This window comes from Caballeronia sp. LZ065 (assembly GCF_031450975.1).
Lineage (GTDB): Bacteria > Pseudomonadota > Gammaproteobacteria > Burkholderiales > Burkholderiaceae > Caballeronia.
In genome coordinates, this window is record NZ_JARUXV010000002.1 from 947,897 (window position 1) to 972,869 (window position 24,973).

At 65.2% G+C, this 24,973-nt stretch carries 27 protein-coding genes; 18 read left to right on the forward strand and 9 right to left on the reverse strand.

What is annotated here, in order from left to right; translation table 11 throughout:
- Window positions 1-888: a MaoC/PaaZ C-terminal domain-containing protein gene (locus QCE63_RS18535; protein WP_309834981.1), complete on the forward strand. Its 888-nt coding sequence runs from the start codon at window positions 1-3 to the stop codon at window positions 886-888.
- 10 nt (window positions 889-898) lie between these two features.
- Here QCE63_RS18535 and fabG read toward each other — a convergent pair whose 3' ends face one another.
- From fabG to QCE63_RS18570, 7 genes are read right to left on the reverse strand one after another with little or no spacing between them, the layout of a single operon-like run.
- Window positions 899-1,651, reverse strand: a complete 753-nt coding sequence (gene fabG / locus QCE63_RS18540; RefSeq protein ID WP_309834983.1) for a 3-oxoacyl-ACP reductase FabG — start codon at window positions 1,649-1,651, stop codon at window positions 899-901.
- Window positions 1,652-1,677: 26 nt separating this feature from the next.
- Complete coding sequence (locus tag QCE63_RS18545; RefSeq protein WP_309834985.1) at window positions 1,678-2,835, reverse strand: acyl-CoA dehydrogenase family protein; 1,158 nt, start codon at window positions 2,833-2,835, stop codon at window positions 1,678-1,680.
- A gap of 2 nt (window positions 2,836-2,837) precedes the next feature.
- Window positions 2,838-4,046, reverse strand: a complete 1,209-nt coding sequence (locus QCE63_RS18550) for an acetyl-CoA acetyltransferase (RefSeq protein WP_309834987.1) — start codon at window positions 4,044-4,046, stop codon at window positions 2,838-2,840.
- A 16-nt stretch (window positions 4,047-4,062) separates the two neighbouring features.
- Window positions 4,063-5,514, reverse strand: a complete 1,452-nt coding sequence (locus tag QCE63_RS18555; protein ID WP_309834988.1) for an OB-fold domain-containing protein — start codon at window positions 5,512-5,514, stop codon at window positions 4,063-4,065.
- Between the two features lie 25 nt (window positions 5,515-5,539).
- Complete coding sequence (locus QCE63_RS18560) at window positions 5,540-6,418, reverse strand: MaoC/PaaZ C-terminal domain-containing protein (protein ID WP_309834989.1); 879 nt, start codon at window positions 6,416-6,418, stop codon at window positions 5,540-5,542.
- A complete protein-coding gene (locus tag QCE63_RS18565; RefSeq protein ID WP_404990145.1) occupies window positions 6,415-7,314 on the reverse strand; it encodes an SDR family NAD(P)-dependent oxidoreductase in 900 nt (299 codons plus the stop codon). The genes QCE63_RS18560 and QCE63_RS18565 overlap by 4 nt, the downstream gene beginning before the upstream one ends.
- Before the next feature lie 22 nt (window positions 7,315-7,336).
- Window positions 7,337-8,119, reverse strand: coding sequence for a glutaredoxin domain-containing protein (locus QCE63_RS18570; protein WP_309834990.1), 783 nt, complete (start codon window positions 8,117-8,119; stop codon window positions 7,337-7,339).
- A gap of 160 nt (window positions 8,120-8,279) precedes the next feature.
- On the opposite strand from QCE63_RS18570, the gene QCE63_RS18575 reads away from it, so the two are divergent.
- From QCE63_RS18575 to QCE63_RS18645, 15 genes are all read left to right on the forward strand, one after another.
- A complete protein-coding gene (locus tag QCE63_RS18575) occupies window positions 8,280-9,542 on the forward strand; it encodes an acyl-CoA dehydrogenase family protein (protein WP_309834992.1) in 1,263 nt (420 codons plus the stop codon).
- Window positions 9,539-10,225, forward strand: coding sequence for a TetR/AcrR family transcriptional regulator (locus tag QCE63_RS18580; RefSeq protein ID WP_309834993.1), 687 nt, complete (start codon window positions 9,539-9,541; stop codon window positions 10,223-10,225). Before QCE63_RS18575 ends, QCE63_RS18580 begins: the two co-directional genes overlap by 4 nt.
- Complete coding sequence (locus QCE63_RS18585; RefSeq protein ID WP_309834995.1) at window positions 10,215-11,558, forward strand: AMP-binding protein; 1,344 nt, start codon at window positions 10,215-10,217, stop codon at window positions 11,556-11,558. Before QCE63_RS18580 ends, QCE63_RS18585 begins: the two co-directional genes overlap by 11 nt.
- Window positions 11,555-12,364 (forward strand): SDR family oxidoreductase, encoded by an 810-nt coding sequence (locus QCE63_RS18590; protein WP_309834998.1) that lies wholly within the window; start codon window positions 11,555-11,557, stop codon window positions 12,362-12,364. Before QCE63_RS18585 ends, QCE63_RS18590 begins: the two co-directional genes overlap by 4 nt.
- A complete protein-coding gene (locus QCE63_RS18595; protein WP_309835001.1) occupies window positions 12,361-13,176 on the forward strand; it encodes an enoyl-CoA hydratase-related protein in 816 nt (271 codons plus the stop codon). Before QCE63_RS18590 ends, QCE63_RS18595 begins: the two co-directional genes overlap by 4 nt.
- Before the next feature lie 44 nt (window positions 13,177-13,220).
- Complete coding sequence (locus QCE63_RS18600; RefSeq protein WP_309835002.1) at window positions 13,221-14,306, forward strand: ABC transporter substrate-binding protein; 1,086 nt, start codon at window positions 13,221-13,223, stop codon at window positions 14,304-14,306.
- Between the two features lie 10 nt (window positions 14,307-14,316).
- Window positions 14,317-15,204: an isocitrate lyase/phosphoenolpyruvate mutase family protein gene (locus tag QCE63_RS18605; RefSeq protein ID WP_309835003.1), complete on the forward strand. Its 888-nt coding sequence runs from the start codon at window positions 14,317-14,319 to the stop codon at window positions 15,202-15,204.
- Window positions 15,205-15,207: 3 nt separating this feature from the next.
- Window positions 15,208-16,473 carry an aconitase/3-isopropylmalate dehydratase large subunit family protein gene (locus QCE63_RS18610; RefSeq protein ID WP_309835005.1) on the forward strand — a complete coding sequence of 422 codons (1,266 nt, stop codon included), beginning with the start codon at window positions 15,208-15,210 and terminating at the stop codon, window positions 16,471-16,473.
- A complete protein-coding gene (locus tag QCE63_RS18615) occupies window positions 16,470-17,021 on the forward strand; it encodes a 3-isopropylmalate dehydratase (protein ID WP_309835006.1) in 552 nt (183 codons plus the stop codon). The genes QCE63_RS18610 and QCE63_RS18615 overlap by 4 nt, the downstream gene beginning before the upstream one ends.
- A gap of 136 nt (window positions 17,022-17,157) precedes the next feature.
- Entirely contained in the window at window positions 17,158-17,409 is a 252-nt protein-coding gene (locus QCE63_RS18620) for a sulfurtransferase TusA family protein (RefSeq protein WP_309835008.1), read from the forward strand.
- A gap of 76 nt (window positions 17,410-17,485) precedes the next feature.
- A complete protein-coding gene (locus QCE63_RS18625; RefSeq protein ID WP_309835009.1) occupies window positions 17,486-17,848 on the forward strand; it encodes a DsrE family protein in 363 nt (120 codons plus the stop codon).
- Window positions 17,849-17,856: 8 nt separating this feature from the next.
- Complete coding sequence (locus tag QCE63_RS18630) at window positions 17,857-18,735, forward strand: phosphate/phosphite/phosphonate ABC transporter substrate-binding protein (RefSeq protein ID WP_309835012.1); 879 nt, start codon at window positions 17,857-17,859, stop codon at window positions 18,733-18,735.
- Window positions 18,671-19,519: a phosphonate ABC transporter, permease protein PhnE gene (gene phnE / locus QCE63_RS18635; protein WP_309835013.1), complete on the forward strand. Its 849-nt coding sequence runs from the start codon at window positions 18,671-18,673 to the stop codon at window positions 19,517-19,519. The genes QCE63_RS18630 and phnE overlap by 65 nt, the downstream gene beginning before the upstream one ends.
- The gene (locus QCE63_RS18640; protein ID WP_309835014.1) at window positions 19,516-20,310 is read left to right on the forward strand and encodes an ATP-binding cassette domain-containing protein; all 795 of its coding nucleotides are present in this window, start codon (window positions 19,516-19,518) and stop codon (window positions 20,308-20,310) included. The genes phnE and QCE63_RS18640 overlap by 4 nt, the downstream gene beginning before the upstream one ends.
- Complete coding sequence (locus QCE63_RS18645; protein ID WP_309835016.1) at window positions 20,307-21,794, forward strand: 5-methyltetrahydropteroyltriglutamate--homocysteine methyltransferase; 1,488 nt, start codon at window positions 20,307-20,309, stop codon at window positions 21,792-21,794. Before QCE63_RS18640 ends, QCE63_RS18645 begins: the two co-directional genes overlap by 4 nt.
- 20 nt (window positions 21,795-21,814) lie before the next feature.
- Here QCE63_RS18645 and QCE63_RS18650 read toward each other — a convergent pair whose 3' ends face one another.
- Together QCE63_RS18650 and QCE63_RS18655 are read right to left on the reverse strand one after the other, a co-directional pair.
- Window positions 21,815-22,597: an enoyl-CoA hydratase/isomerase family protein gene (locus QCE63_RS18650; RefSeq protein ID WP_309835017.1), complete on the reverse strand. Its 783-nt coding sequence runs from the start codon at window positions 22,595-22,597 to the stop codon at window positions 21,815-21,817.
- Window positions 22,594-23,625, reverse strand: coding sequence for a histone deacetylase family protein (locus QCE63_RS18655; RefSeq protein ID WP_309835018.1), 1,032 nt, complete (start codon window positions 23,623-23,625; stop codon window positions 22,594-22,596). Before QCE63_RS18655 ends, QCE63_RS18650 begins: the two co-directional genes overlap by 4 nt.
- A gap of 92 nt (window positions 23,626-23,717) precedes the next feature.
- Here QCE63_RS18655 and QCE63_RS18660 point away from each other — a divergent pair, with 92 nt between their 5' ends.
- Window positions 23,718-24,209, forward strand: coding sequence for an Lrp/AsnC family transcriptional regulator (locus QCE63_RS18660; protein WP_309835019.1), 492 nt, complete (start codon window positions 23,718-23,720; stop codon window positions 24,207-24,209).
- Between the two features lie 84 nt (window positions 24,210-24,293).
- The gene (locus tag QCE63_RS18665; protein ID WP_309835020.1) at window positions 24,294-24,971 is read left to right on the forward strand and encodes a dienelactone hydrolase family protein; all 678 of its coding nucleotides are present in this window, start codon (window positions 24,294-24,296) and stop codon (window positions 24,969-24,971) included.
- Window positions 24,972-24,973: the final 2 nt, after the last annotated feature.

Below are 24,973 nucleotides of genomic sequence, written 5' to 3' on the forward strand. Positions count from 1 at the left end.
ATGTCTGTGCACGCGCCGCTGGATCCGGCGCAACTGCTGAACTGGCCGATCGAGGCCCTCTCGCAGCGCTACACCGCTTCCGACGTCATGTTCTACGGGCTGTCGCTGGGCATCGGTCAGGCGCCGCTGGATCCGGCACAACTCGCGTATGTCTACGAAGAAGGCCTCGCTGTGTTGCCGGCCTTCGCTACCGTCCTCGCCGATCCAGGCCCCTGGCTCGGCGATCCGCGTCTCGGGCTCGACTGGCCCGGCATGCTGCATGGTGCGCAGCGGATCGAACTTCACCGACCTCTCGCAACCCGCGCACATGTGCGCAGCGAAAGCCGTGTGACCGTCGTGGAGGATCTCGGCCGCGAGCGCGGTGCGCGCGTCGTGACGAGACGCAAGCTGTTCGACGCGGACGACGGCGCGCCCATCGCTACGCTCGACATGACTTCGATCCTGCGCACTCATGGAGGATTCGACTCCACACCTCGCGTGCGTGAATCAGCGCAAAACGATGAGCGAAAAGCCGCAAACCGTCATGCATTCGACTACGCAGTGCCGCCGCAAACCGCGCTTCTGTTTCGCCTGAACGGCGACATGAACGGCCTGCATGCCGATCCGTCCATCGCCCGCGCGGCAGGATTCGCGCAACCCATCCTGCATGGCATGGCGAGCTTCGGCATCGCGGGCTACATGCTGTTGCGCGCGCTCGAACGAGCCCCCGGCGAACTTCGCGAGATGGAAGCGCGTTTCAGCGCCGCGGTGTTTCCAGGCGATACGCTGCGCATTGAAGCGTCCAGCTGGACCTCCACTGAAGGCGAGCACCTTTCTTTCAGCGTGTTCGCCCTCGAACGCAACGTGAAGGTCATGACGCGCGGGGCCGCGCGCTTCGGCCCCGCCTGACGCCCGAGCCTCAGTATCTGCCGCCGGAGACGTGCAGCAGATCGCCGCTCACATAACCCGCACGCTCCGAAAGCAGGAACGCCACCGCATCCGCGACATCGGACGGGTCACCCATGCGCGGCACCGGCGTGGTCTTTTCGGCGGCTTCGCGCACCTTGTCATAATGAGGCAGATCGCGCACCGCCTGCGTGTCGATGATGCCCGGCGCAATGGCATTCACGGTCACGCCAAAGCGCCCGTTCTCCAGCGACATCGCCCGCGTGAAGCCGATCAGTCCCGCCTTGGCCGCCGAGTAGTTCGCCTGCCCCGGATTGCCCAGATGCGCACGCGACGAGATATTCACGATGCGTCCCCAGCGCTGGCCTTCCGCTGTCATGTGCGGCAACACGGCGCGCGTACACAGGAAGGCGCCCTTCAGGATGACATCGACAACGCTGTCCCAGTCGCCGACGCCCATCTTCGTGATGCGCATGTCGCGGGTGAATCCCGCATTGTTCACGAGCAGGTGCACGCTGCCCCATGTGTCCGCCACCGCCTCGACCATGTCGTTGACCGATGCTTCGTCGGTGACATCGACGGCATACGCGCGCGCCTCCACGCCCATCGTCTGGAGCTTGTCCGCTTGCGCTCGCGCACCGGCGCCATCGCGATCGACTACTGCGACGCGCGCGCCTTCCATCGCCAGACGCTCGCCGATTGCCGCGCCGATGCCGCGCGCGCCGCCGGTGACGATCGCCACCTTGTCTCTGAGTCCGAGATCCATTCCGCCGTTTCCCTGTTTTTATGAAGTCATGACGCCGCGGCACGCCGGGCGAGTTCCTTGCCGATGATGATCTGCTGAATCTGCGTCGTGCCTTCGTAGATGCGGAACAGCCGCACGTCGCGATAGAAGCGCTCGACAGCGCTGTCGCGCATATAGCCCGCGCCGCCGTGAATCTGCACGGCGCGATCCGCGATGCGGCCGACCATCTCCGAGCAGAACAGCTTGCAGCACGACGCTTCGAGCGAGACACGCTCGCCTGCGTCATAGCGCCGGGCGACGTCGCGCAGCATGCATTCGGCGGCGTAGAGATCGGTCTGGCTGTCGGCGAGCATGGCCTGGATCAGCTGGAAGCTGGCGAGAGGCTCGCCGAACTGCGTCCGTCCGACCGCATACTGCGTGGCCTCGTGAAGAATGCGCCGCGCCTGCCCGACACACACCGAGGCAACATTGATGCGGCCGCGATCGAGCGACTTCATGGCCGTCACGAATCCCCGGCCCGGTTCGCCGCCGATAATCGCGCTCTGCGGCACCCGCACGTTCTCGAAGTACACGTCTGCCGACCAGGCGCCCGCCTGACCCATCTTCTTGTCCTTCGGGCCGACCGTCACGCCGGGCGTATCCGCCGGCACGAGGAACGCGGTGACGTGCGCGTTCTTCGGCAGCCGTTCCGGATGCGTGCGGGCCATGACGAGAAACAGTCCCGCGACCGGCGCGTTGGTGATGTAGCGCTTGCTGCCGTCGATGACCCAGCTGTCGCCGTCGAGCACGGCGCGCGTGCGCAGCGCCGCGCTATCCGAGCCCGAATCGGGTTCCGTCAGGCAGAAGCTCGTGATGACCTCGCCGCTCGCGATCTTTGGCAGCCAGTGATCCTTCTGCGCCTCGGTGCCGTCCATCAGAATGCCTTGCGAGCCGAGTCCGAGATTGATGCCCACGGCCGAGCGGAAAGCCGCCGAGGCCCACGTCAGCTCGATGATGATCTCGATCTCTTCCGCGCAGACGAGCCCGAGACCGCCGTACGCTTCAGGCGTCGAGAGTCCGAACAGGCCCATGTGACGAAAGTCGTCGATGATGCCGGGCGGGATGCAATCTTCTTCGGCGACCTGCTGCTCCAGCGGCACGAGCTTCTCGCGCACGTAACGGCGCACGGAGTCTTTCAGTTGTTCGAGGGTTTCGCGGTCGAGCATCGTCAGGCTCCGGCCAGGCCGACGATCGCGACCGCACTGACGTTCTGGTTCGGCATGCCGCCGAGGTTGTGCGACAGCGCGAACACCGGCGGCTTGCGCACCTGCCGCTTGCCTGCGCGGCCCAGCAGTTGCAGATAGTTCTCGTAGATCATCCGCAGCCCCGATGCGCCGATAGGATGCCCGAAACATTTCAGCCCGCCGTCGATCTGGCATGGATTGGCACCGTCCGCGTCGAAGCGGCCGTCGAGCACATCGCGCCAGCCTTCGCCGGGCTCGCTCACGTGCAGGTCTTCCATCGTCACGAGTTCGGTGACGGAGAAGCAGTCGTGGACTTCCATCAGGCTCAGTTGCTCGCGCGGCTTCGTGATGCCCGCTTCGTCGTAGGCGCGTTGCGCGGCAATACGTGTTGTATGGAAGTAGCTCCCGTCCCAGCCCGAGCCCTGCAGTTCCCAGCCGTTCGATACCGCCAGTTGCAACGCCTTCACCGTCACGAGCTCGCCGCCCTTGCCGAGCGCGCGGGCGATCTCCGGCGTTGTCACGATCGCGCAGGCCGCGCCATCCGAGACGCCGCAACAGTCGTACAGGCCAAGCGGCTCGGCCACCATCGGCGCATTCAGCACCGTGTCGATGTCCACGGCCTTGCGCAGATGCGCCTTCGGATTGTTGACGCCATTCGCATGGCTCTTGACCGAGACGTGCGCCATGGCGCGTTTGAGATCGTCGCGCGAGACGCCATGCCGCGCGCGATACGCACCGGCAAGCTGGGCAAAGTTGCCGGGCGCCGATCCCACCACGCCGATCATGTCGAACGTGGTGCCGCGCGTGCGCACCGGCAGGCCGCCATAGCCAGTGTCCTTGAGCTTCTCGACGCCGAGCGCGAGCGCGATGTCCGCCGCGCCCGAAGCCACTGCATAGACCGCGCCGCGAAAGGCCTCGGTACCCGACGCGCAGTAGTTCTCCACTTTCGTGACCGCAATGTCGTGCAGCCGCAGCGCCATGGCGAGCGGAATGCCCGACGGCCCGATGTTCATCGCGTCGAAACCCACCGACAGCCACGCCGCGTCGATCTGGGCGGTCTCGACGCCCGCATCGGCGAGCGCCTCCGTGTAGGCTTCGACCATGAGATCGTCGGCATCGTCGTTCCAGCGCTCGCCGAAGCGCGCGCAGCCCATGCCGAGTATCGCTACCTTGTCCCGAATGCCTTTGGGCATGTTGATTCGCTCCTTGTCAGGCGGGCATCGCCTTCCAGAAATATTTGACGAAGCCGCGCCGCTCATCGACGGACTTGATTCGAAAGCTCATGCGCATGGCCCGGCCGACTTCGATCTGATCCGCATCGGCGTCCGTGAACTCCGCCAGCATGCGGCCGCCGCCGTCGAACTCGACCATGCCGTAACAGCCCGGCGGATCCGGCGTGAAGGCCAGCCGGTCCGCCGTGAAGGTCAGCACGCGCGCGGTGCGTTCGGCGAGCGGATAAGGTTCGAGCGTCGCGCTGCGCGCATCGTGCGATCCCACCGCGATGCCGGTCGGCGGGAATTGCACCGCGCCGGTTTCCGGATCGCGCCCGCCGACCAGACCGAGTACCGCCGACCGGTTGCGATACAGCGCCGTGAGCGGCTGCTTCTGCTCGAACTCGGCCCGCATGCCCGTGTCCAGGCCGATGCCGCCCGTGAAGAACAGATACTTGAGGTAGTTCGCTTCGGGCTTGCCGCGCGCGAGCCAGCCCGACACGCCGCGCTTCGTCGCGTTCGCCTGGGTGGCGATGGCGGGCGTGGTCTCGAAGATCAGCACGTCCGCGCCCTGGCCGAAGCCGAGCAGCACGATCCGCTCGCCCGGCTGCGCGCGTTCGAGCGCATGCGCCAGCAGCACGAGCGGCTGGGCGCAGCCGGCATGGCCCAGCGTGGGCCCAAGCGTGTCCACGATGGCGCTCGCCGGCACGCCGCAGGTCCGGGCCAGCGATTCGGCGACGCCACGCGCCGGAATCGGCACGATCAGGCGGTGCACGTCCTCGCCGGCCAGGCCGAACTTTGCGAGCGCCTGCGTCAGCGCATCGCCGGCAATGCGGCCATAGCCTTCATCGCGAACCCAGCGCGCTTCCCAGCCGTAGTCGAAGCTGGCGTCGCTGCCGCGAAAATGATCGACGAAATCGATCGACAGCGAATGGCTGCCGATGAAGCGCGCGATCGGTTCGCCACGGCCCAGCACGAACGCGGCGGCGGCATCGCCGTTGATCAGTTCCGCCTCCGAGGCAGGCTTCGCGGCCGCGCGCTCGGACGCGATGCAGAGCGTGTGCGCAGCATCGGCCGAGGCTGCTCCGCGCAAAGCCTGGATCAGTGCGCCCGTGCCTGCCTTCTGGCTGCCGGTGATGTCCTGGGTGAAGACGTCGTCGGCGAGATTAAGTGCTTCCTTCACGATGCCGGCGTTCTGCCGGTCCGCGAACGGCAGACTCGTCGAGGCGAGCATCAGCGTGCCGATTCCCCGGCGCGCAGCTTCGGGTGCCGCGTCGCGCGCGGCTTCCACCGCGAGCGTGAGCGCGTCTTCGTCCCAGTTCGCCATCGCCCGCTCGCCTTTGCCATGCGCCTTCAATGCCGGCGCGAACCACGCATGCGCCGCGCTCACCGACGCGCGCTGCAGGCGCAGACGCGGAACATACGCGCCGCAAGCCAAGATTCCAATCATTGCTGTATCCGTCAGGTTGAAGGCTTCAATGCCATTGAAAGCGGCCATTGCCGAGGACGACTGCATCGCGTTCCGCGACGCGCGCGACGAACGATGCCTCGCCCGCGCCGGTGATCCAGATGTCGGTGACGATCGTCTCGCCTGGATAGACCGGCGTCGAGAAGCGGCAGTCCATGCGCGAGAAGCGCGCGGCGTCGCCGTCGCACAGGGCGTCCGTCAACGCGCGTGCCGCCACGCCATAAGTGCACAGGCCGTGCAGGATCGGCCGCGCGAAACCGGCCGACTCGGCGATATGCGGATCGATATGCAACGGATTGCGGTCGCCGCTCAGCCGGTACAGCAGCGCCTGATCGTCCCGGGTGGCAAGCGCGACCGACCTGTCCGGCGCGCGTTCCGGCAGTGCATGTGGCACCGGCGCGGCATCGTCGTGCGGGCCTGCCGAGCCGCGTCCGCCGTCGCCACGCAGAAAGGTGGCGCGACGCTCGGTCGCCAGCAACGCGCCGCTCTCGCTCGCATACAGGTCGCGCCGCGAGTACAGCAGCGCACCCTTGTCGGCGCCCTTGTCGACGATGCGCTCGACCCTCAGCACGCTCCTGATGCTGCCTTCGCAAGGCAAGGGCGCGAACACTTCCAGCGACTGCTCCGCATGCAGCACCTTGCGCCAGTTCACGCCGTATTGCGGTTCCTTCAACCAGAAGCCGGGCCAGGCGAGCACCACTGCCATCGTCGGACAGACCTGGAGGCGGTCTTCGTAGACGTATCGCAAGGTAGCCGCCGAGGTCGCCGCATCGCTGCCGACACCGATGCCCAGCGCATACAGCATCACGTCGCGCACATCATGCGTCGCGACGGTCTCGCGCGGCGGCGCTGCCACGATGCGCGCGGGTTCGAACGCGGCATTCATGCCGGATCCCACGCGAACACATCCGACGAGCGCTGCAAGGGCTGCAAGGTCGGGCGGAAAGCGGGCAGCAGATCCGAGGCGAGCGTATCGACACTCCAGCCCTCGGCGCGTTGCATCGAACGCACCGGGCGCGGCAGGGAAAACAGGAAGATCTCGTTCTTGCGCGCGCAGAACACCTGACCCGTGACGTCTTTCGAAAGGTCGGAGCACAGGAACGCGGCGAGCGGCGCCACCTTGTCGGCGGACATGGTCTTGAGCCGCTCCACACGCGCCTTGTCCGCTTCGGTTTCCGCCGGAATCGATGCCGTCATGCGGCTCCACGCGAACGGCGCGATGCAGTTGGAACGCACGTTGTAGCGCTGCATGTCCAAAGCGATCGACGTCGAGAGGCCGACGATACCCATCTTCGCCGCCGCATAGTTCGCCTGGCCCAGATTGCCGACCAGCCCTGACGTCGACGTGAAATGAACGAACGCGCCGCTGCCCTGCTCCTTGAAATGAACGGCCGCCGCTTTCGATACATAGAAATAGCCGTTCAGATGCACATCGACGACGTCGCGCCACTCGACATGGCTCATCTTGTGGAACATGCGGTCACGCAGAATGCCGGCATTGTTGACCACGGCGTCGATACGGCCGAAGTGCTGCACCGCATCCTCGACGATGGACGTCGCGCCCTGCTCGTCGGCGATACTGGCCGCGTTCAATACCGCGCGCCCGCCGGCCTTCACGATCTCCTCGACCACCTCCGCACCGGGATTCGGCTCGTTACCGTCCGCACCGCCATAGTCGTTCACGACCACCGCCGCGCCCTCGCGCGCGCACAGCAGCGCAATCTCCCGGCCAATCCCGCGTCCCGCCCCCGTTACCGCCACTACCTTGTCGATCAGGTTCACGTCGTCTCCGTTGTTGAAAGCATTATTTGTCGTCGTCCCACGCCTTTTCGGGCAGCGGCAAACCGGCCAGATCGGCGGGCATGAAAGGGTCGCGGACCGCATGGCCTTGCGCCTCGATCACGACCGTCAGTTGCCGCGCATGCTGCATCGCATGCCACGTCGTGCGCTCGAGCACTTCGTGCAAGGATTGCTCGCCCCAGTAGGTGGGCTGCATGACAGAGAAGTCGTCGTCGCGATGCCTCTGCCACCAGCGGTTGAAGCGCGCGAGCACCGCTTCCCCATAGGTCAGTACGTCCTGGCCCGGCACCACTTCATGCGTGCCGCGCATTGTCATTTCATACGTGAGTTCACGCTGTTCCTCGACCGCTTCGAGATACGCCTCGACCACCCGGAACACGTGATGAGCCAATCCGCGCGGCGGCGCCCAGCTGTTGCGGAACGGACCGTCGAGCACGTCGTCCGGCAACTGCCTCACGAAGCCCAGCGCCTTCATGATGGTGAGGTTGACCCGCTCGACCAGCACGGCCGGCGTCAGCCGCGTGTCGTCGGGGATATCGAGTTCGAGGAAAGTCTTGATGTCCGCAAGCGACTGGCAATACACATAGCGCGTCCCGATGGCGAGCACCGGCACACTGCGGGCGCCGAGACTGCGCAACTCCTCCATGGCGCCCGCCTGCGCCGCCACGTTCACCGATTCGAACGCGATGCCATGACGCGTCAAAAACTCCTTGGTACGCAGACAGCTCGAACAACCCGGCGCCCAGAACACCCTGAGCGGCTGTGCAGCCGTTTCCTGTATGTGCATCGCGTGTCTCCTGTTGATCGGTTTGCAGCTTCCGGGGCGGGCTTTCCCTGCCCTGCGCGCTGTTGACCTAAAACATACTCGTTAGTATGATGCGTTGACCGAGCATACTACACAGTATTTTTTTGGGTCAACCGTTTCGAACCTGGCAGGGTCCTGGCGAATGAATATTTCCGAACGCGCAGCCATCGCAGCAGAGAGTGAAGAGAGGGCGCAGCAAGGGCCCGCAAACGGCGCCACGCGCGACCTCCGTCCGACGCGTGAAGTCGTGTGGCAGCCGCAGTTGAACGCTGCGGAGACGCGCTGGCGCGATCTTGCCGCGCAACTGTCCGCCACGTACTTCGCACCGCTTGCAGCCGAGATCGACGCGAGTCAGCGCTATCCGCTCGAGACCGTGCAGCGCCTGCGCGACAGCGGCATCGCCAGCATGGTGCTGCCCGCGCGCCATGGCGGCGGCGGCGCGAGCCTGGTCGCGTATTGCGTGGTGGTCGAAGAGATCGCGCAGACCTGTGCTTCGACGAGCGGCATCGTCGCCACTATCCAGCTTGGCGCGGCGCCCCTTCTGCTGATGCGCGACGAGGCGCTCAAGAGCGAACTGCTGCGCGGCCTCATCGAGCGCGGCGAGGCCATCTCTTTTGCGTTGAGCGAACGCCACGCAGGCTCCGATCCCGCGTCGATGCAAACCCTCGCGACGCCCGAAGACGGCGGCTGGCGCATTCGCGGCGAGAAGTGCTGGATCGGCGGCGGCGGCGCGGCGCACTGGTACGTCGTGTTCGCGCAGACCGAGGCGGGCGCGGGCAAGCACGGCATTGCCGCGTTTCTCGTCGATGCGAAGGCGCCCGGCGTCGACGACAGCCAGCTCGAAGACAAGATGGGCATGCGCGGCACCCGCACCGCGACGATCGAACTCGATACCTGGGTCGCGCAGGCGCGCATGCTCGCGCCGCCGGGCGAAGGCCTGCGCATGGCGTTCGGTTCGCTCGACGTGGGACGCATCGGCGTGGCCGCGCAGGCCTGCGGCATGGCGCTCGCCGCGTTCCGCCTGGCCGTGGAGTATGCTGCGAAGCGGCGCACGTTCGGTCAGTTGCTGATCGATCATCAGGCGCTCGGTTTCAATCTCGCCGATCTCGCGGCCCGCCTGTCCGCAGCCCGCGCCCTCACCTACGAAGCGGCGCGCGCCCATGACAACGGCCGCGACGTTTCCGTGCTAGCCGCCCAGGCCAAGCTGATCGCGAGCGAAACGAGTCACGACGTGATCGATGCCGCGCTGCAGATCTTCGGCGGCGCGGGTTACGTGAAGCCGAATCCAGTGGAACGTCTGTACCGCGACCAGCGTGTCACTGAAATCTACGAGGGCACTTCTGAGATCCAGCGCCTGCTCATCGCGCGCGCGATCCGGGCCCAGGCAACAGGAGAATCCGCATGACGGTCGAAGTCGAATCCCGCCCGGCGCGCAGCCGCGCGGCCCAGCCGAAAGCATCGAAGTCCACCGACGACGACAGCAGCAGCGTCGCCCAGATCCTGCACGCGGCAGCGAGCGCGTTCATGCTCAAGGGCTACGCCGCCACCAGCATCGACGATGTCGCCGAGGTGCTCGGCTGCACCAAGGGCCGCATTTATCACCACTTCAAGAGCAAGGCCGATCTGTTCTTCCAGGTGCACGGCGCAGCCATGCAGATGGTCACGAACGCGGTTGCCACGGCGGCGGAAGGCGTCGTCGATCCCATCGCCCGCATCGCCGCGATGTCCCGCGCGCACGTGCTGATCATCATGAGCAACATCGAATTCCAGTGCGTAGTCGTGCAGGGACTCGACATGCATCTGCACGGCCAGACCACGCCGGCGCAGCGCAAGGTGCTCAAGGAGTTCCTGGCCATGCGCGACCGGTACCAGGCGTTGTTCGTCGGAGCGATCGAAGAGGCGATGGCGGCGGGGTCGTTGCCGCAGCAGGACACGCACGTCGTGGTGAAGGCGCTGCTCGGCGCGCTCAACTGGACGACGATCTGGTATCGCCCGCGTCGCACCGAAACCGTCGCGGAACGCAATGCCACCGCCGACAGCGTGGCCGCGTTCTGCGTGCGCGGACTGGGAGCGACGTATGCAGGCTGACACGCTCACGCCGACGGATGCGCCACGCGACGCTTGCGAGACCTGGACGCGTGAAGAAATCAGCGCCTATCAGCTTGGGCGCCTGCGCGAGCAGCTCGAATACGTCGGCGAGCACAGTGTGTATTACCGTCGCCTGTTCGCGGAACACGGCTTTCGCGCCGCGCAATTGACGAGCCTCGACGACCTGCGCGCGCTGCCGTTTACGCGCAAGCGCGACTATGTCGATTCGATCGGCCGCGTGCCGCCTTACGGCGAGTTCCAGGCTGCGGCGCCCGCTGACGTGCGGCGCATCCACTTTTCCTCGGGCACCAGCGGCGCGCCCGCGCCGCAATACTGGAGCGAGGCCGACCTGGATCGCTGGGCCGGACTCTACGCACGCTACGCCTATGCACAAGGCGTGCGGCCCGGCGACGTGTATCAGTGCCTGTTCGGCTATGCCTGGTTCGTCGGCGGCCTGGGCGCGACGGCCGGCTACCAGAAGCTCGGCGCGACCTGCATTCCCGGCGGCAGCGCCGACTCCGAAAGGCAGATCCGCTCGATCTTCGAATACGGCGTCAGCGTGATTACCGCCACACCGTCGTTCGCGGCCCATCTGGCGCACACCGCGCGCTCGATGGGCCTCGATGCGCGCGAGTCTCCGGTACGGCACATCATGCTCGGCGGCGAAACCGGCGCGAGCGTACCGGCCACGCGCGAGCGTCTCGAAGCCGAATGGAACGCGAAATGTTTCGACGCCTACGGCAGCCTCGAATTCCAGACCATCGGCCAGGACTGCCACGCGCAGAACGGCCCGCATCTGGCAGAAGACTTTGCGTATGCGGAGATCGTCGATGACGAAGGCCGTCCTGTTGCCGACGGCACACCGGGCGTGCTCGTCCTCACGCACCTGGACAAGCAGGCGGGTCCGCTCGTGCGCTGGTGGACCGGCGATGTCGTCGTGCGCGACAGCAGCCGCTGCGCATGTGGACGCACGCACGCGCGCCTGCCGGGCGGCGTGCGCGGCCGTGCCGACGACATGCTGGTCATCCGCGGCGTGAACGTGTTTCCCTCATCGGTCGAGCAGATCGTGCGGGGTGTCGAGGGACTCAGCAGCGAGTATCAAATCGTGCTCGATCCGTCCGTATGCGATGCCCGCACCGGCTTCCTGACCGGCTTCCGCTTGCGCGTCGAACTGGAAGGCGCGGCACTCGGCGCGGGCGTGGCAGAACGGCTCGCGCATGAGATCCGCGAGAAGCTGCAAGTCCGCGCAACCGTCGATATCGTGCCGGCCGGAAGCTTGCCGCGCAGCACGCACAAATCGAAGCGCGTGGTCCGCGAAGGGCTCGACACGTGAATGCGTCCGCACCGGTCCTCGCCACGTCCGCACTGCGCGGCAAACGCATCTATGTGACCGGAGCGGGCTCGGGCATCGGACGCGCCATTGCGTGCCGCGCCGCGGCGCTGGGCGCCACGGTCGGCGGTTGTGGCCGGCATGCTGAAAGCCTTGCCGAGACCAGCCGCATGATCGCCGACGCGGACGGTGCGTTCCTTTACGACGTCTGCGACGTGCGCGACGCCGAGGCCCTGCGTGCAGCGCTGCATGCCTTCGCGGGCGAAGACGGCCTGGACGGCCTCGTCAACAACGCGGGCGGCCAGTTTGCCGCGCGCGCCGAGCAGATCTCGCCCAAGGGCTTCGCGGCGGTCGTCGATCTCAACCTCAACGCGGTGTTTGCCGCGTCGCGCGCCGCGCACGACGCGATGCCGCGCGGCGGCGCGATCGTCAATCTGTCGATCTGTCCCGCCGAGCGCGGTGGTCTCGGGCTGGCGCATGCGGTAGCGGCGCGCAGCGGCGTGGCCGGACTGACGCGCGCGCTCGCGCTGGAATGGGGTGGACGCGGCATTCGCGTGAACAGCGTTGCCCCGGCGGCGGTGGAAACAGATGCCTTCGTAGCGTCCTATAGCGCCGATGCAACCCAAGCGCTCGGCGCGGCAACGCCGCTTGGCCGCAACGCGAGCGTCGGCGAGATTGCCGAACTCGTCGCGTTCCTGCTGAGCGACGCGGCAGCGCTCATCACCGGACAACTGCTGCGCATCGATGGCGGCGCGTTTCTCGGCGCGCCGCTCGACCTTCGCCCCGTGCACGAGGAGACATTGGCATGAGCGACGCAATTGCCACCCACGCAAACGACGCAAGCGACGCAAGCGCGCCCGTGCGCTGCGAACGGCATGGCGCCGTCCTGCTGATCCGGCTGAACCTGCCGGACAAGCGCAATGCGCTCGTGGCCGAACTGCGTGAAGGACTGATCGCGGCGCTCGAAGCCGCGCAGCAGGACGAAGCGTGCCGCGCGATCGTCGTCACCGGCAACGGTACCAGCTTCTGTGCGGGCGGCGATCTCGACGGCCTGCGCAATCACGATCCCCTCAACGTGCGTGCGCGCATGCGGCGCGGCCAGCAGTTGATCCGGCTGATCGCAGCCGGCGACAAGCCGGTCATCGCCGCCGTCAACGGCGCGGCGCACGGCGCGGGACTGTCGATCGCGGCGGCGTGCGATTTCGTTATCGCAAGCCATGCAGCGAAGTTCGGCGCCGTGTTCGGCAAGCTCGGCCTGATGGCGGACTTCGGTTTGCTGTGGACGCTGCCGCGCCGCATCGGCATGGCGCAAACCCGGCGCGTGCTGTTCGCGAGCCGCGTGCTCGATGCCCAGGAAGCGGCCACGCTCGGCCTCGTCGATCAACTTGCCGAACCCGCTGCGCTGCTCGCCGACGCCCTCGCGCTCGCCGAGTCGTTCAGCGGCGCCGCACCCGTCGCCGTGGCGCTGACGAAGGCCGCGCTCGCCAAGCCTGTCGAGTCTCTGGACGCCGCACTCGCGCTCGAGCTCGAAGGCCAGACCCTGCTCTTTTCCACCGAGGATTTCGTCGAAGGCCGCAGCGCATTTCGTGAGCGCAGAACGCCGCAATTCAAAGGCCGATAAAAGACACCACGGCCCCATTCATAAAAAGCAAGGAGACACGCATCATGACCCGTTCAACCCGCGCCAACCTGACGCTGTGCGCCCTCGCCGCTTCACTCCCGCTCGTTGCGGCGCCGGGCATCTCGAACGCGCAGGACATGCAGAAGATCACGATGGCGGTGGGCACCACGGTCATCGATGCATCGCAGGCCAACAACACGTCCATCCCGCTTTACACCAAGTGCTGGCAGAAGCAAGGTCTCGATGTGACCATCCAGCCGATCAACTCGACCGCCGGCATGCAGGCGGTGCTCTCGGGTCAGGCGCAGTTCGTCAACATGGCGCCTGGCGCGGCGATCGTTGCGCGGTCCAAGGGCGCGCCGATCAAGGCGGTCTATCTGAACATCCGCCACAACTTCCAGTTTCCAGTGGTGCTGGATTCGAGTCCGATCAAGAGCATCAAGGACTTCAAGGGCAAGACGATCGGCGTGATTTCCTATGGCGCGGTGCTCGTCAACATCATCAAAGGACAGATCGCCGAGGCGGGACTCGATCCCGACAAGGACGTGACCTTCGTCGAGACCGGCACCGGCGCACAGGCCATTACGGCGCTGCGCAGCGGCAAGGTCGATATCTGGGGAACCTGGGACTCGCAGATCGCGCTCGCGGAGGACATGGGCCTCAAGCTGCGCGTGTTCAAGTCGCCTTCCGCCGAGAAGCTCACGTTCGGCAGCGCCTATTTCGTGCGTGATGACTACACCAAGTCTCATCCTGACGTGATCGAAAAACTGCTGCGCTGCGTCGTGCAGGGCACGCAGATCACGATGACCGATCCGCAAGGCGCCATTCGTGCGCACTGGGAAGAGTTTCCCGCCAGCAAGCCTACGGGTCTTTCGGACGCGGCCGCGATGAAACAGGCGCTGGCGCTCGTCAACATGCGCATGAACTACCTGAAAACGGACGCGGGCGAAAAGATGGGCGAAACCCCTTCCGCATCGGCCACCGCGATGGTGGATTTCCTGAAGGCCAACAAGCAGCTCGCCGGGCCGCTCGATCCGAAGGACGTGTACACCAACCAGTTCATTCCCGCCGCCAACCAGTTCGACTCGCAAGCGGTCAAACAGGCCGTGGCGACGCTGCCCAAGTCGTGAGGCCAGTCATATGAGTTCTTCTTTGTCGCAGGATGCAAGCAAGGGGGCGCGCGTGCGCGCCATGCTCGCGAGACGCGAGGCGGTGGCGGTGCCGGGCACGCACGACGCCCTCGGCGCGATGCTCATCGAGGCCGCGGGCTTCGAGGCCGTGTACATCTCGGGCTATTGCGTGGCGGCGAGCCGCGGCAAGCCGGACATCGGCCTCATCAGCGGATCGGAGATGATCGCGCAGGCGGCGCAGATCGTCGCGGCGGTCGACCTGCCGGTGATCGCCGATGCGGACACCGGTTACGGCGATGTGTCCAACATCGCAGAAACCGTGCGCGCACTCGAACGCGCGGGCGTGGCGGCGATGCACCTCGAAGACCAGATGTCGCCGAAGCGTTGCGGCGCGATGTCGGGCAAGGCGCTCGTCGACGATGCCGAGATGGCCGGCCGGCTGCGCGCCGCCTTGCTCGCGCGGCGCTCGCCGGACTTCCTCGTCATCGGACGCACCGACGCGGTGGCGCTGCACGGCGTCGGCGAGGCGATCCGCCGCCTGAAGGCCATGGCCGAACTCGGCGTCGATGCGGTGATGGTTCCGTCACTGTCGTCGCTGGATGAGTGCCGTGCGGTGGCCGAGGCGGTGAACGTCCCGGTCATTCACACGGTCGCGGAAACGATCCGGCCGTTGCATCCGCAGCGCGAACTGGCGCAGACCGGACTGGGCATGTCGCTCTATCCGATCACGCTGATTCAGGGCATCGTCGGCTGGCAGCGCGCGCTGCTGGAACGCCTGAGGGAGGAAGGCAGCACGGCCGCGATGGTGCCGGACATGGCCCCGCTCGCGCAGATCACCGAGATGCTCGGCGCGTCGCACTATGCGGCGTTCGAGCGCCAGGTCGTGAAGGGAGCGTGATCCATGGCCGCGACGCTGGTCCAAAAAATCCTGGCGCGTGCAAGCGGGCGCGCGCACGTCGAACCGGGCGAAGTGATCTGGGCAACGCCCGATCTGACGACGATGCCCGAGGTGTCGTATCCCGCGTATGTGAAGCGGCTCGCGGATATCGGCATCGACACGCTTGCTCATCCCGAGCGCCTCGTCGTTGCCATCGACCACGAGACGCCGGCGCATAGCGTGGCCGCCGCCGATCGCAACCGACTCACGCGACAACTCGCCGTGAAGATGCAGGTCGGCCATCTCTTCGACAGCGAAGGCATTACGCATCCGCTGACTATCGAACGCGGGCTGGTGGCGCCCGGCATGTTCGTCGCGGGCGCCGATACGCATACGCCGGGACTCGGCGGCGTCGGCGCGCTGGCGATGCCCTTCGGCATCGAAGTGACCATGATCATGGCGACCGGCCGCATCTGGCTCAAGGTGCCCCGGACGATCCGCGTGCGCGTGCATGGCGTGCTGCCTGCGGGCGTCACGGCGCGTGATGTCGTGCTGCATGCGATGCGGCTCATCGACGCGGACGAGGCGAACGAAAGCGTCATCGAATACAGCGGGACCGCTATCGAACGGCTTTCCGTGCCGGAGCGCTGCACAATCTCCGGTCTGAGCGTCGATATGGGCGCCGATGCGGGCCTCGTGCCGGCCGATGCGCGCACGCTCGATTATCTGCGCGAAGCGGGCGTGCCGGAGCCGTCGCTCCTTCGCGGCGATGATGACCCGCCCTGCCTGCGCACGATCGACATCGATGCGGGCACGCTTGAGCCGCTCGTCAGCATTCCGCCCTCGCCCACGCACGTGCGCACGGCGGCGGAACTGGGCGGTATCGAGATTCAGCATGCGTATATCGGCTCATGTGCATCCGGAAGTCTTGCTGAACTGCGCGCGGCGGCCGGGCTATTGAAGGGGCGAAAAGTTCATGACAACGTGAAGCTGCTGGTCATTCCCGCCACGCGGCGGGTGCATGAACAGGCGATGGCCGAAGGCGTGCTGGGCGTGCTGATGTCAGCCGGCGCGCAGATCGCGCCATCGACGTGCGGACCCTGCTTCGGTGGCCTTGCACAGCTTGCGGCGGGCGAGGTGCGCATCAGCACCAGCACGCGCAACGACCCTGGCCGCATGGGCAGCCCGGATGCGCACATTTATCTGGCAAGTGCGCTGACGGTCGCCGCTTCGGCGCTTGCGGGCCGGGTGGCCGATCCGAGAGATTTTCTGCAGGAGACCGTCGTATGAACACGCCGCTCATGGCAAAAGGCCGAGTCTGGAAACTGCCCGACGACGTGTCGAGCGACGCGCTGATCTCCGCGAATCATGTCTTCAACTACGACCCGCGTGAGCTGCGCAAGCACCTGCTGCATGAGGTGCGTCCCGAGATCGCCGATGAAGCCCGGCCGGGCGACATGCTGATGGCCGGGAAGCGCTTCGCTCACGGCAGTCAGCATAGCCATCCGTTTCTTGCGATGAAGGAGATTGGGCTGGGATTGCTGGCTATGCAGCTGACCCGTGCGCCATACCGCATCTCGGTCTACATGGGCGTGCCCTTCCTCGAAATCTCAGCGGCTGAGTACGATGCCATCGCGGATGGCGAGACGCTCGAGATCGACTATCGAAACGGAGTTATCCGGCAGACGGCGAGCGGCGTCGTGCATCGCGTGCCGACCTTGCCGCCTTTCGTGATGGACATCGTGTCGGCGGGCGGCGGGCTGGCTTATCTTCAGACGCAGGCGCGCAGCAATGTCGGCGAGCCCTCGCCGCAAGCCGACAGTATCCCCAATGCGTGAGCGCAGCGCTCGCAACCCGTTCTTGAACGGGAGAGGCAGCCGCTGACCCGCCCCGTGCAGGGTCGCTGCATTCCCTCACAAGCCCGTGCTATGTTGCATCTCGCCGCTTGTCCATCCGATCGGAGAGAGCATCGCCTTGCATGATTCGCACGCAGCTTTGTCAGAACCCACGTTCGATACAGCGTGGGACGCAGGCGACATGGGCTGCGGCGAACTGCTGCTCAAGCTTCGCGTGAAGCTGCGCAAGGCGCCCGGCCAGATCTTCAGAGTGACTGCGCGAGATCTGGGCGCGATCGAGGATATTCCGGCTTATTGCCGTATCACCGGACATCGGCTGCTGCTTGCTGATGCAAAGCGAGCGCTTTTCTACATTCGAGCCAAAGCCTGATGTCATTCGTGACTAAGGGCGTCGCCGCTCGTCTCGTCACACGCTCGTTGCATAACTGGAGAACCGGGAGAATATCGTGTCTGGAAAATTCGTGGTCAGTCTGACTCGAGCCCAAGACGACGCCGACCGTGCCACGGTCGCCTTCGTGGTCGCCAACGCGGCGCTTGCCAGCGAGAAAGAAGTCATCGTGTTCCTGAATATCGAAGGAACACGCCTGTCTCAGTCCGGTTATGCGGACGACATCCACGAGCCGGGCTTTGCGCCGCTCAAGGAACTCATCACAAGTTTCGTCGATGCGGGCGGCGCGCTTTATGTCTGCTCGCCGTGCTTCAAGAAGCGCTCGCTCGACGATGACAAGCTCATTGCCGGCGCCCGCATCGTGGGCGGTGCAATGCTCGTCGAATTCATGGGTGACGGCTGCCCCAGTCTCAGCTACTAGGGGCTCACATGACCACACGCAGAATGTTCGTGGCTGGCGCCGCCGGCCTCGCCTCCTCGTGGGCGCTCGCCCCGCTCGCCCGTGCCCAGACCCGCAAGACCTTGCGTTTCGGCGTCGGCCCCTTGCTTCCCAGCGCCGACGACACGAAGAAGAGCTTCGGCCCGTTCTTCGCATGGCTCGCCGGGCAACTCAATGCCGACTACGAACTGTCGGCCACCACCGACTGGGCGGGTATGGCCGTCGCCATGGGCGCAGGCCAGCTCGACCTGGCCTGGATGGGGCCATGGGGCTACGTGATCGCGAACAACGCGACCCAATGCCAGGCGCTCGCGACCGTCAAGTACGACGACCAGCCGTTTTATCGCGGCATCATCGTCGGCGGTCCGGAGATCGAGGTGAAGCGCTTCCCGGACGATACAAAGGGCAAGTCGATTTCCTTCGCCGACGTTGGCTCCACCTCCGGCTGGCTGATTCCCACCTGGTACGCGAAGGAAGTCTGGAAGATCGACCCGAAGACCTTCTGGCAATACACGGAAGGCGCGACGCATGCGGCCAACGAAGTCGCCGTGCAGTCCGCTCAAGTCGATCTGGCGACCGACTTCGACCGCAATCGCAATGCCATGATCGCGAGTCACAAGATCAAGCCCGAAGGGACGAAGATCGTCTGGACCTCGGACCCATTGCCGAACGACGCAATCGTGGTCCCGCACGGCGCCTCCGCCGATCTGGTCGCGCAGATCCAGCACATCCTCACCGCGCTTACGCCGCAACAGGCCGCGAGCTTGTTGCCGCCGCGCTATACGGGCTTCGTGACGGCGACGCATGCGTCCTATTCAGTCATCGAAAACGCGGGTATCGCGGTCGGCAAGATTCGCGCGAAGCGTTGACGCGGCAACGCCTGCCGAAAGGGGTGCGATAGCGCAGGCGCGCTTCGTTGCCACGCTGCTTGCAGTCGTGGCGTTCTATGCGGTGTGCTTCAGCCTCTCTCACGTCGATCCGGCGCGCCTCGTGGCCGGGCTGCCGAAGCTGGCGGGCTGGCTGGTTCAGGCATGGCCGCCGCGTATCGACGACTTGCCGCTGATCGTGCGCCGCATTGCGGAGACGCTCGCCATGGCCGCGGTGGGCACCACCTTCGCCGCCCTGCTCGCGTTACCGGCGGCGCTATTCGCCAGCCGTAACCTGACGCCGTTGCCCGCGCTTTATTATCCGGTGCGCTGGTTCCTGAACATGTTGCGCGGTATCGATTCGTTCGTATTCGCGCTGCTGTTCGTCGCGGCAGTCGGACTCGGTCCGTTCGCCGGCGTGCTCGGCATCGCGCTTCATACCTGGGGCAGCGCGGCCAAGCTGTTCGCCGATCACCTGGAGAACACCGATCTCTCCGCCTATGCCGCCGTGCGCACCACCGGCGCGGGCCACTTCACGAGCATCGCGTATGCGGTGCTTCACGACGACCTGCCCAGCATCGCTTCCACAACCAAGCTCTGGGGGGAGTGGTACGTTCGCGCCTCGACCGTGCTCGGCGTGGTGGGCGCGGGCGGCATCGGACAGGAGTTGAAGAACAGTCTCGACCTGCTCGACTTCAACCGCCTGTTCACGATCATCGCGGCCATCCTTGTCGTGGTCACGACGCTCGATCAGATCTCCGGTTGGTTGCGGAGGAAACTAATATGAATGTTTCCCTTTCGTCGCAACGCGCCGATGCCGAACCGGTCTTGCGGATCGTGCGTGTCAGCAAGCGCTTGCAAGGCGTCGATGTGCTGCACGATGTGAATCTCGCGCTCGAAACGGGCCAGTTTGCCGCGCTTCTCGGTGCGAGCGGCGCGGGAAAGACCACGCTGTTACGTTGCATAGCGGGCCTCGATCAAGCCGATACCGGGATCATCGAAGTGGCGGGCGCGCCAGTGGATGGGCTGCGTCATCGCACGCGCAGGCAGGTCGCGGTCATCTTTCAACATCTGCATCTCGTCCCGCGGCTGAGCGCGCTCGACAACGTGCTCGCGGGCCGGCTGGGCCATGTGAGCGCGTGGCGCGGCATCACGCGGCGCTTCGAGCGTGCGGACCGGCTGCTCGCACTCGACTGCCTCGACCGCGTGAATCTGCTCGGCTACGCGACACGTCGCGTCGATGGGCTCTCGGGCGGTCAGCAACAACGGGTTGCCATCGCACGCGCACTGGCGCAGCAACCGCGCTTGATCGCGGCCGACGAACCCGTTTCGAGTCTCGATCCGGGCAGCGGCATGGAGGTGCTGACGCTGTTGCGGCGCTGCTGCCGCGAAGAAGGCGTGGCCGTTCTGTGCAGCCTGCATCAGGTTGCATTGGCGCGTGCGTTTGCCGATCGCGTGATCGGTCTGGCCCGTGGCGGTATGGCGATCGACGTTCCCGCCGACGCATTCGATGACGCGCACGCTGCGCAACTCTATGCACGCATGACCGCCCCCGGCGATGCCATGGATCCTGCATGACGACACCCTCCAGACAACCCGGGCACACGCCCGCTGCCAGCTTCGACGGCGGTGATCTCGATTGCGGCAACGGCCTGTTGCTGTTGATACGAAAGCATATCGATCCGCTGCGCGAAGGTCAGTTGCTCGAAATCCGTTCGACCGAAAGCTCGGTTGAAGGAGACTTGCCGGCGTGGTGCCGCATGACGGGCAATGAACTCGTCTCGATGACGCGGGACGGCAGGCAAAGAAACTTTCTCGTCAGCAAGGGCGCATTGCCTGTTTTCCGGGAGCCGGCGCCGCAGTCCATGCAACGCGTGCCCGTGGCGCAGCCAGCGCCGCACGTCAGACCGCTTTCGGTGATGGGCATCGGCAGCTGGCCGCGGCCGCGATGGATGCTTCACGCGCTCCACGAACACATGGAGGGACGGCTGGACGACGCGCACTTCCACTCCAGCGCCGACGACGCCGTGGAGCTCGCGGTCGCGGCCCAGTTGCGCGCGGGCGTCGATGTCGTCACGGACGGCGAACAGCGTCGCGATAGTTACGCGAGCTTCGTCGGCGGCCTGCTGGATAACTGCCAACTGATTCCGTTGACCGACCTGCTGCCGTATGTGGACGATCCACGGGCTTTCGAGCAGGAGCTGCGGGCACTCGACGTGCCGGCCGCCGAAGTGCGCCATCCGGCCGTGTTTGGACCGCTCGAGCGCAGCCGGCCGCTCGCGGTGCATGAGCTTGCCTGCGTACAGGGCCTGACTGCGAAGCCGGTCAAGATCGCGTTGCCCGGGCCCTATCTGTTGACGCGAACCATGTGGCTGGAGTGCGTGTCGGATCGCGCCTATGAGAGTCGGGAACAGCTGGCCATGGATATCGTGCGGGTCCTGCGGGAAGAACTGGCCGCGCTGCTCGCGCAGGGCGCGGCGCTGGTGCAGTTCGACGAACCCGTGCTCTCCGAAGTCGCCTTCTCGGGCATGACGAGCCAGCGCAGTTTCATGTGCGGTGCGTTGTCGGCGAAGAGCGATCCGCTTACAGAACTCGCGTTCGCGCGCGACCTGCTCAACGCGGTCACGGAAGGCTTTCCGCAGGAGCGCATCGCCATGCACATGTGCCGGGGAAACTGGAGCGCGGACGAAAGTCACGCAATGACCGGCGACTATGGGCCTCTCATCGGCACCTTGGGCGCGCTGAACGTCGGCACGCTGTTTCTCGAGCTGCATACGCCGCGCGCCGGCGCAATCGACTTGTTGAAACGCTTGCCCGACAGGCTTCGTATCGGCGTCGGATTGTGCAATCAGAAACACGCGCATGTCGAACCGCTCGACGACGTGTTGCGCGCGGCACGCCATGCAATCGACCTCTTTGGCGTCGAACGTGTGTTGTTCAATCCGGATTGCGGCTTTGCGACCTTCGCCGATGCGCCGGTCAGCAGCAGTCGAATTGCCGAGGCGAAGCTTCGAACGCTTGCGGACGCAGCGGCGACACTTCGAGAGCAGTATGGCGTGTGATGCAGGTCGGTCGTCTTTACTCAGGCAAGGATCGTCTGCGCGTTGCCGCCCGCACCGTACTCCAGGCCCGTGAACCCGTCATCCATACTGTTCAGGAGCTGCTTGATCGCGTGCGGCTTCGCCGGCGACGCTGCAAGCAACTCTTCCACTAGCGCATCGGTGACGTTTTCGAGTTCAGTGTCCACGGTGAACTCGTTCGCGATGCCCCAGTTGCAGGCCTTCACGCCGTCCAGGAAGCGCGATCGCATGACCAGGTCCTTGGTCCTGCCCGTCCCGATCAGCCGATGCAGCCGCCGCATGCTCTCGTACGCGGGAAGATGGCCGTCGTGGAGCACAGGCAGCGCATAGACCGTGGACTCCGTGACCACGCGGAAATCACACGCCAGGGACAACTCGAAAGCGCTCCCAAAACAATGACCGCGGTTTGCTGCAATCACCGGCTTGCTGCAACGCGAAGGCGCGCTCACCGCGAAGACCAGCCTCGATGCGTGCTGCATGGCGGCATGGCTCAGACCGAATGCATCCATGCCATTGGAGAAGTGTTCGCGCGAACTCCGCAGCACGATGATCTGAATCACAGGATCCCGATCCAGCGCTTCGATGACGGCACGGATCTGCTCATGTTGTGTGAGAGACATGACGTTGAACGGCGGCCTGTCGAGAACGATGTCGGCGCGCACGCCTTGCAGGCTGGTTTCGACACGAAAGCCGTCGAGGTCCGACAAGCAGTCGGAAGAGAGATACACAAGCCGGTTCATATGCTCACCTTTTGCCATGCAGTTGCAAGAAGCAAACGCCTTCACGCGCGCCCTTCAAAGCCCAGCAGTACGTTCACGGCATTGACGCCGATCTCGTCGACCATATAGCCGCCTTCCATGACAAAGAGCGTCGGCAAGCCGAACGTCGCCACCCTCTGGCCGATGCGCGTGAAGTCGGGCGTGCTCAGTCGGAAATGGCCGATCGAATCACATTCGAACGTATCGACGCCCAGCGAGACGATCAATGCATCGGCGCCGTGCCGTGCAATCTCGGCGCCGGCTTGCAGCAACGCGGGTTCGTAAAGATCGAATGTCGTGCCGCGCGGCAAGGGGAGATTGAGGTTGCTTCCCACGCCCTCGCCCGCGCCGCGTTCCTCCGCATAGCCCGAGAAATACGGGAATGACACGCCGGGATCGCCATGAATGGAGACGAAGAACACGTCCTTGCGTTCGTAGAAGATGTCCTGCGTGCCGTTGCCGTGATGGAAGTCGATGTCCAGGATGGCCACGCGCCGCGCACCCTTTTCGACACAGCGCTGCGCGGCAATTGCTGCATTGTTCAGATAGCAGTACCCGCCCATGTACTCGTGCCCGGCGTGATGTCCCGGCGGTCTGCACAGTGCGAACGCGGCTTTCGTGCCTTCAGACAAGGCTTCCGCGCCCGTCAGCGCCGAATTCGCGCTGGCGGAAACGGCGTCCCAAGTGCCTGCGTTGATGGGCGATCCGGCATCCATCGAGAACATGCCGAGCTTGCCGTCGATGAATTCTGGCATGGCTCTACTCGGCAGACCACGAACGGGCCATACCAGCGGCAAGGCTTGGCAGGTGCGGCCGGTGGCTGTCCACTCGTCCCACGCATGAGCGAGGAATTCGACATACCTTTCGCTATGCGCGCCGACATAGTGATGACGCTCATAACGCGTCGGCGCGATAACCTCGCCAAGCTCCGCTACCTTGACCTGACGCAGTATCGCTTCCGCGCGAACCGGTTTTTCGAAGGACTCGGAGATCGCGCCGTCCTTCAGTTCCACTCCCTGATGAAGGCTGTGATCGCTGCTATAGATGGTAAGCATGAGAACAGTCTAGTCCGCATCGCCGCACTGATTTTGCTTTCGGATGCGCGAAAGCCTACACTGTTAGAACGTTTGCCCAAGGATCAGGCCGAATGAGCACAAATCGTTCAAGACCCGTCATGGATCCGGTTGATCGGTCCATGCTGCGGCTGCTTCAGAATGACGGCACGCTTTCCAATGCCGCGCTGGGCGAAAAGCTTTCCTTGAGCGTCACGCCGTGTTGGCGGCGACGCAAACACCTCGAAGACCAGGGGGTGATCACAGGCTATCAGGCCAACCTCAACCGACGCGCCATTGGCCTGGACTTGCTGGCCTTCGTACACATCCGCATCAATATCCATTCCGACAAGACCGCCGATAACTTCGAGGCCGTCATGCGTGGCCGACCGGAAGTGTTGTCGTGCCACAAGATCACCGGAGACGCGGACTACATTCTTCAGGTAGTGACGCCCGACCTGGACGCATACGGCGACTTCATCGAGCGTGTGTTACGCAAACAGGCGGGCATCGCGTCGATACAATCGAGCGTCGCGCTGCGCGAGGTCAAGTCATCGTGGAAGTACCCGGTGCCTGACGAGTCGTGATTGCATGTTCATAGCGGGAGAAAAAGCTTGCCTACCGAAGAAGTCACCATCCGAATCGCTGACGCAGCGTGTCCCGCGTATGTCATGTCGCCGGGCGGCGTCGGACCTTGGCCTGCCGTGATCTTTTATGGCGATGCTGGCGGCATCCGGCCCGCCATGCTCGACATGGCCACGAAGCTCGCGGACGCGGGCTATGTCGTCTTGCTGCCGGACCTTTACTATCGGTTTGGTCCCTACGAACCGCTGGTACCGAAAGACGTCTTCAAGGGCGATGTGATGGCCATCCTCGGCCCGCTCATGGCGACCACGGGAGTCGACAAGGCCGCAAGCGATACCCGCGACTTCCTGGCCTATCTCGACACGCGCAAGGACGTTGCGCACGGCAAGCTGGGCGCGGTGGGCTTTTGCATGGGTGGCGGCATCGCTATTGGCGCGGCGGCGACGTTCCCTGAGCGCTTCGCAGCGGTCGCCAGCTTCCACGGCGGCAATCTGGCCACCGACGCGCCAACGAGCCCGCACTTGCTCGTGACCCATCTGTCCGCGCAGGTGTACATCGCGAGTGCCGACAACGACGACAGCTACCCGCCATCAATGGCAGCACGTCTTGAAGAGTCGTTGATCCATGCAGGCGTCCACTACCGCGCCGAGACCTACCATGACGCCTTGCACGGCTGGATGGTTCCGGACTTTCCCGTCTATGACGCAGACGCGGCTGAGCGAGGCTGGCACGCGCTGCTCGCCTTGTTCAAGCAAACGCTATGAGC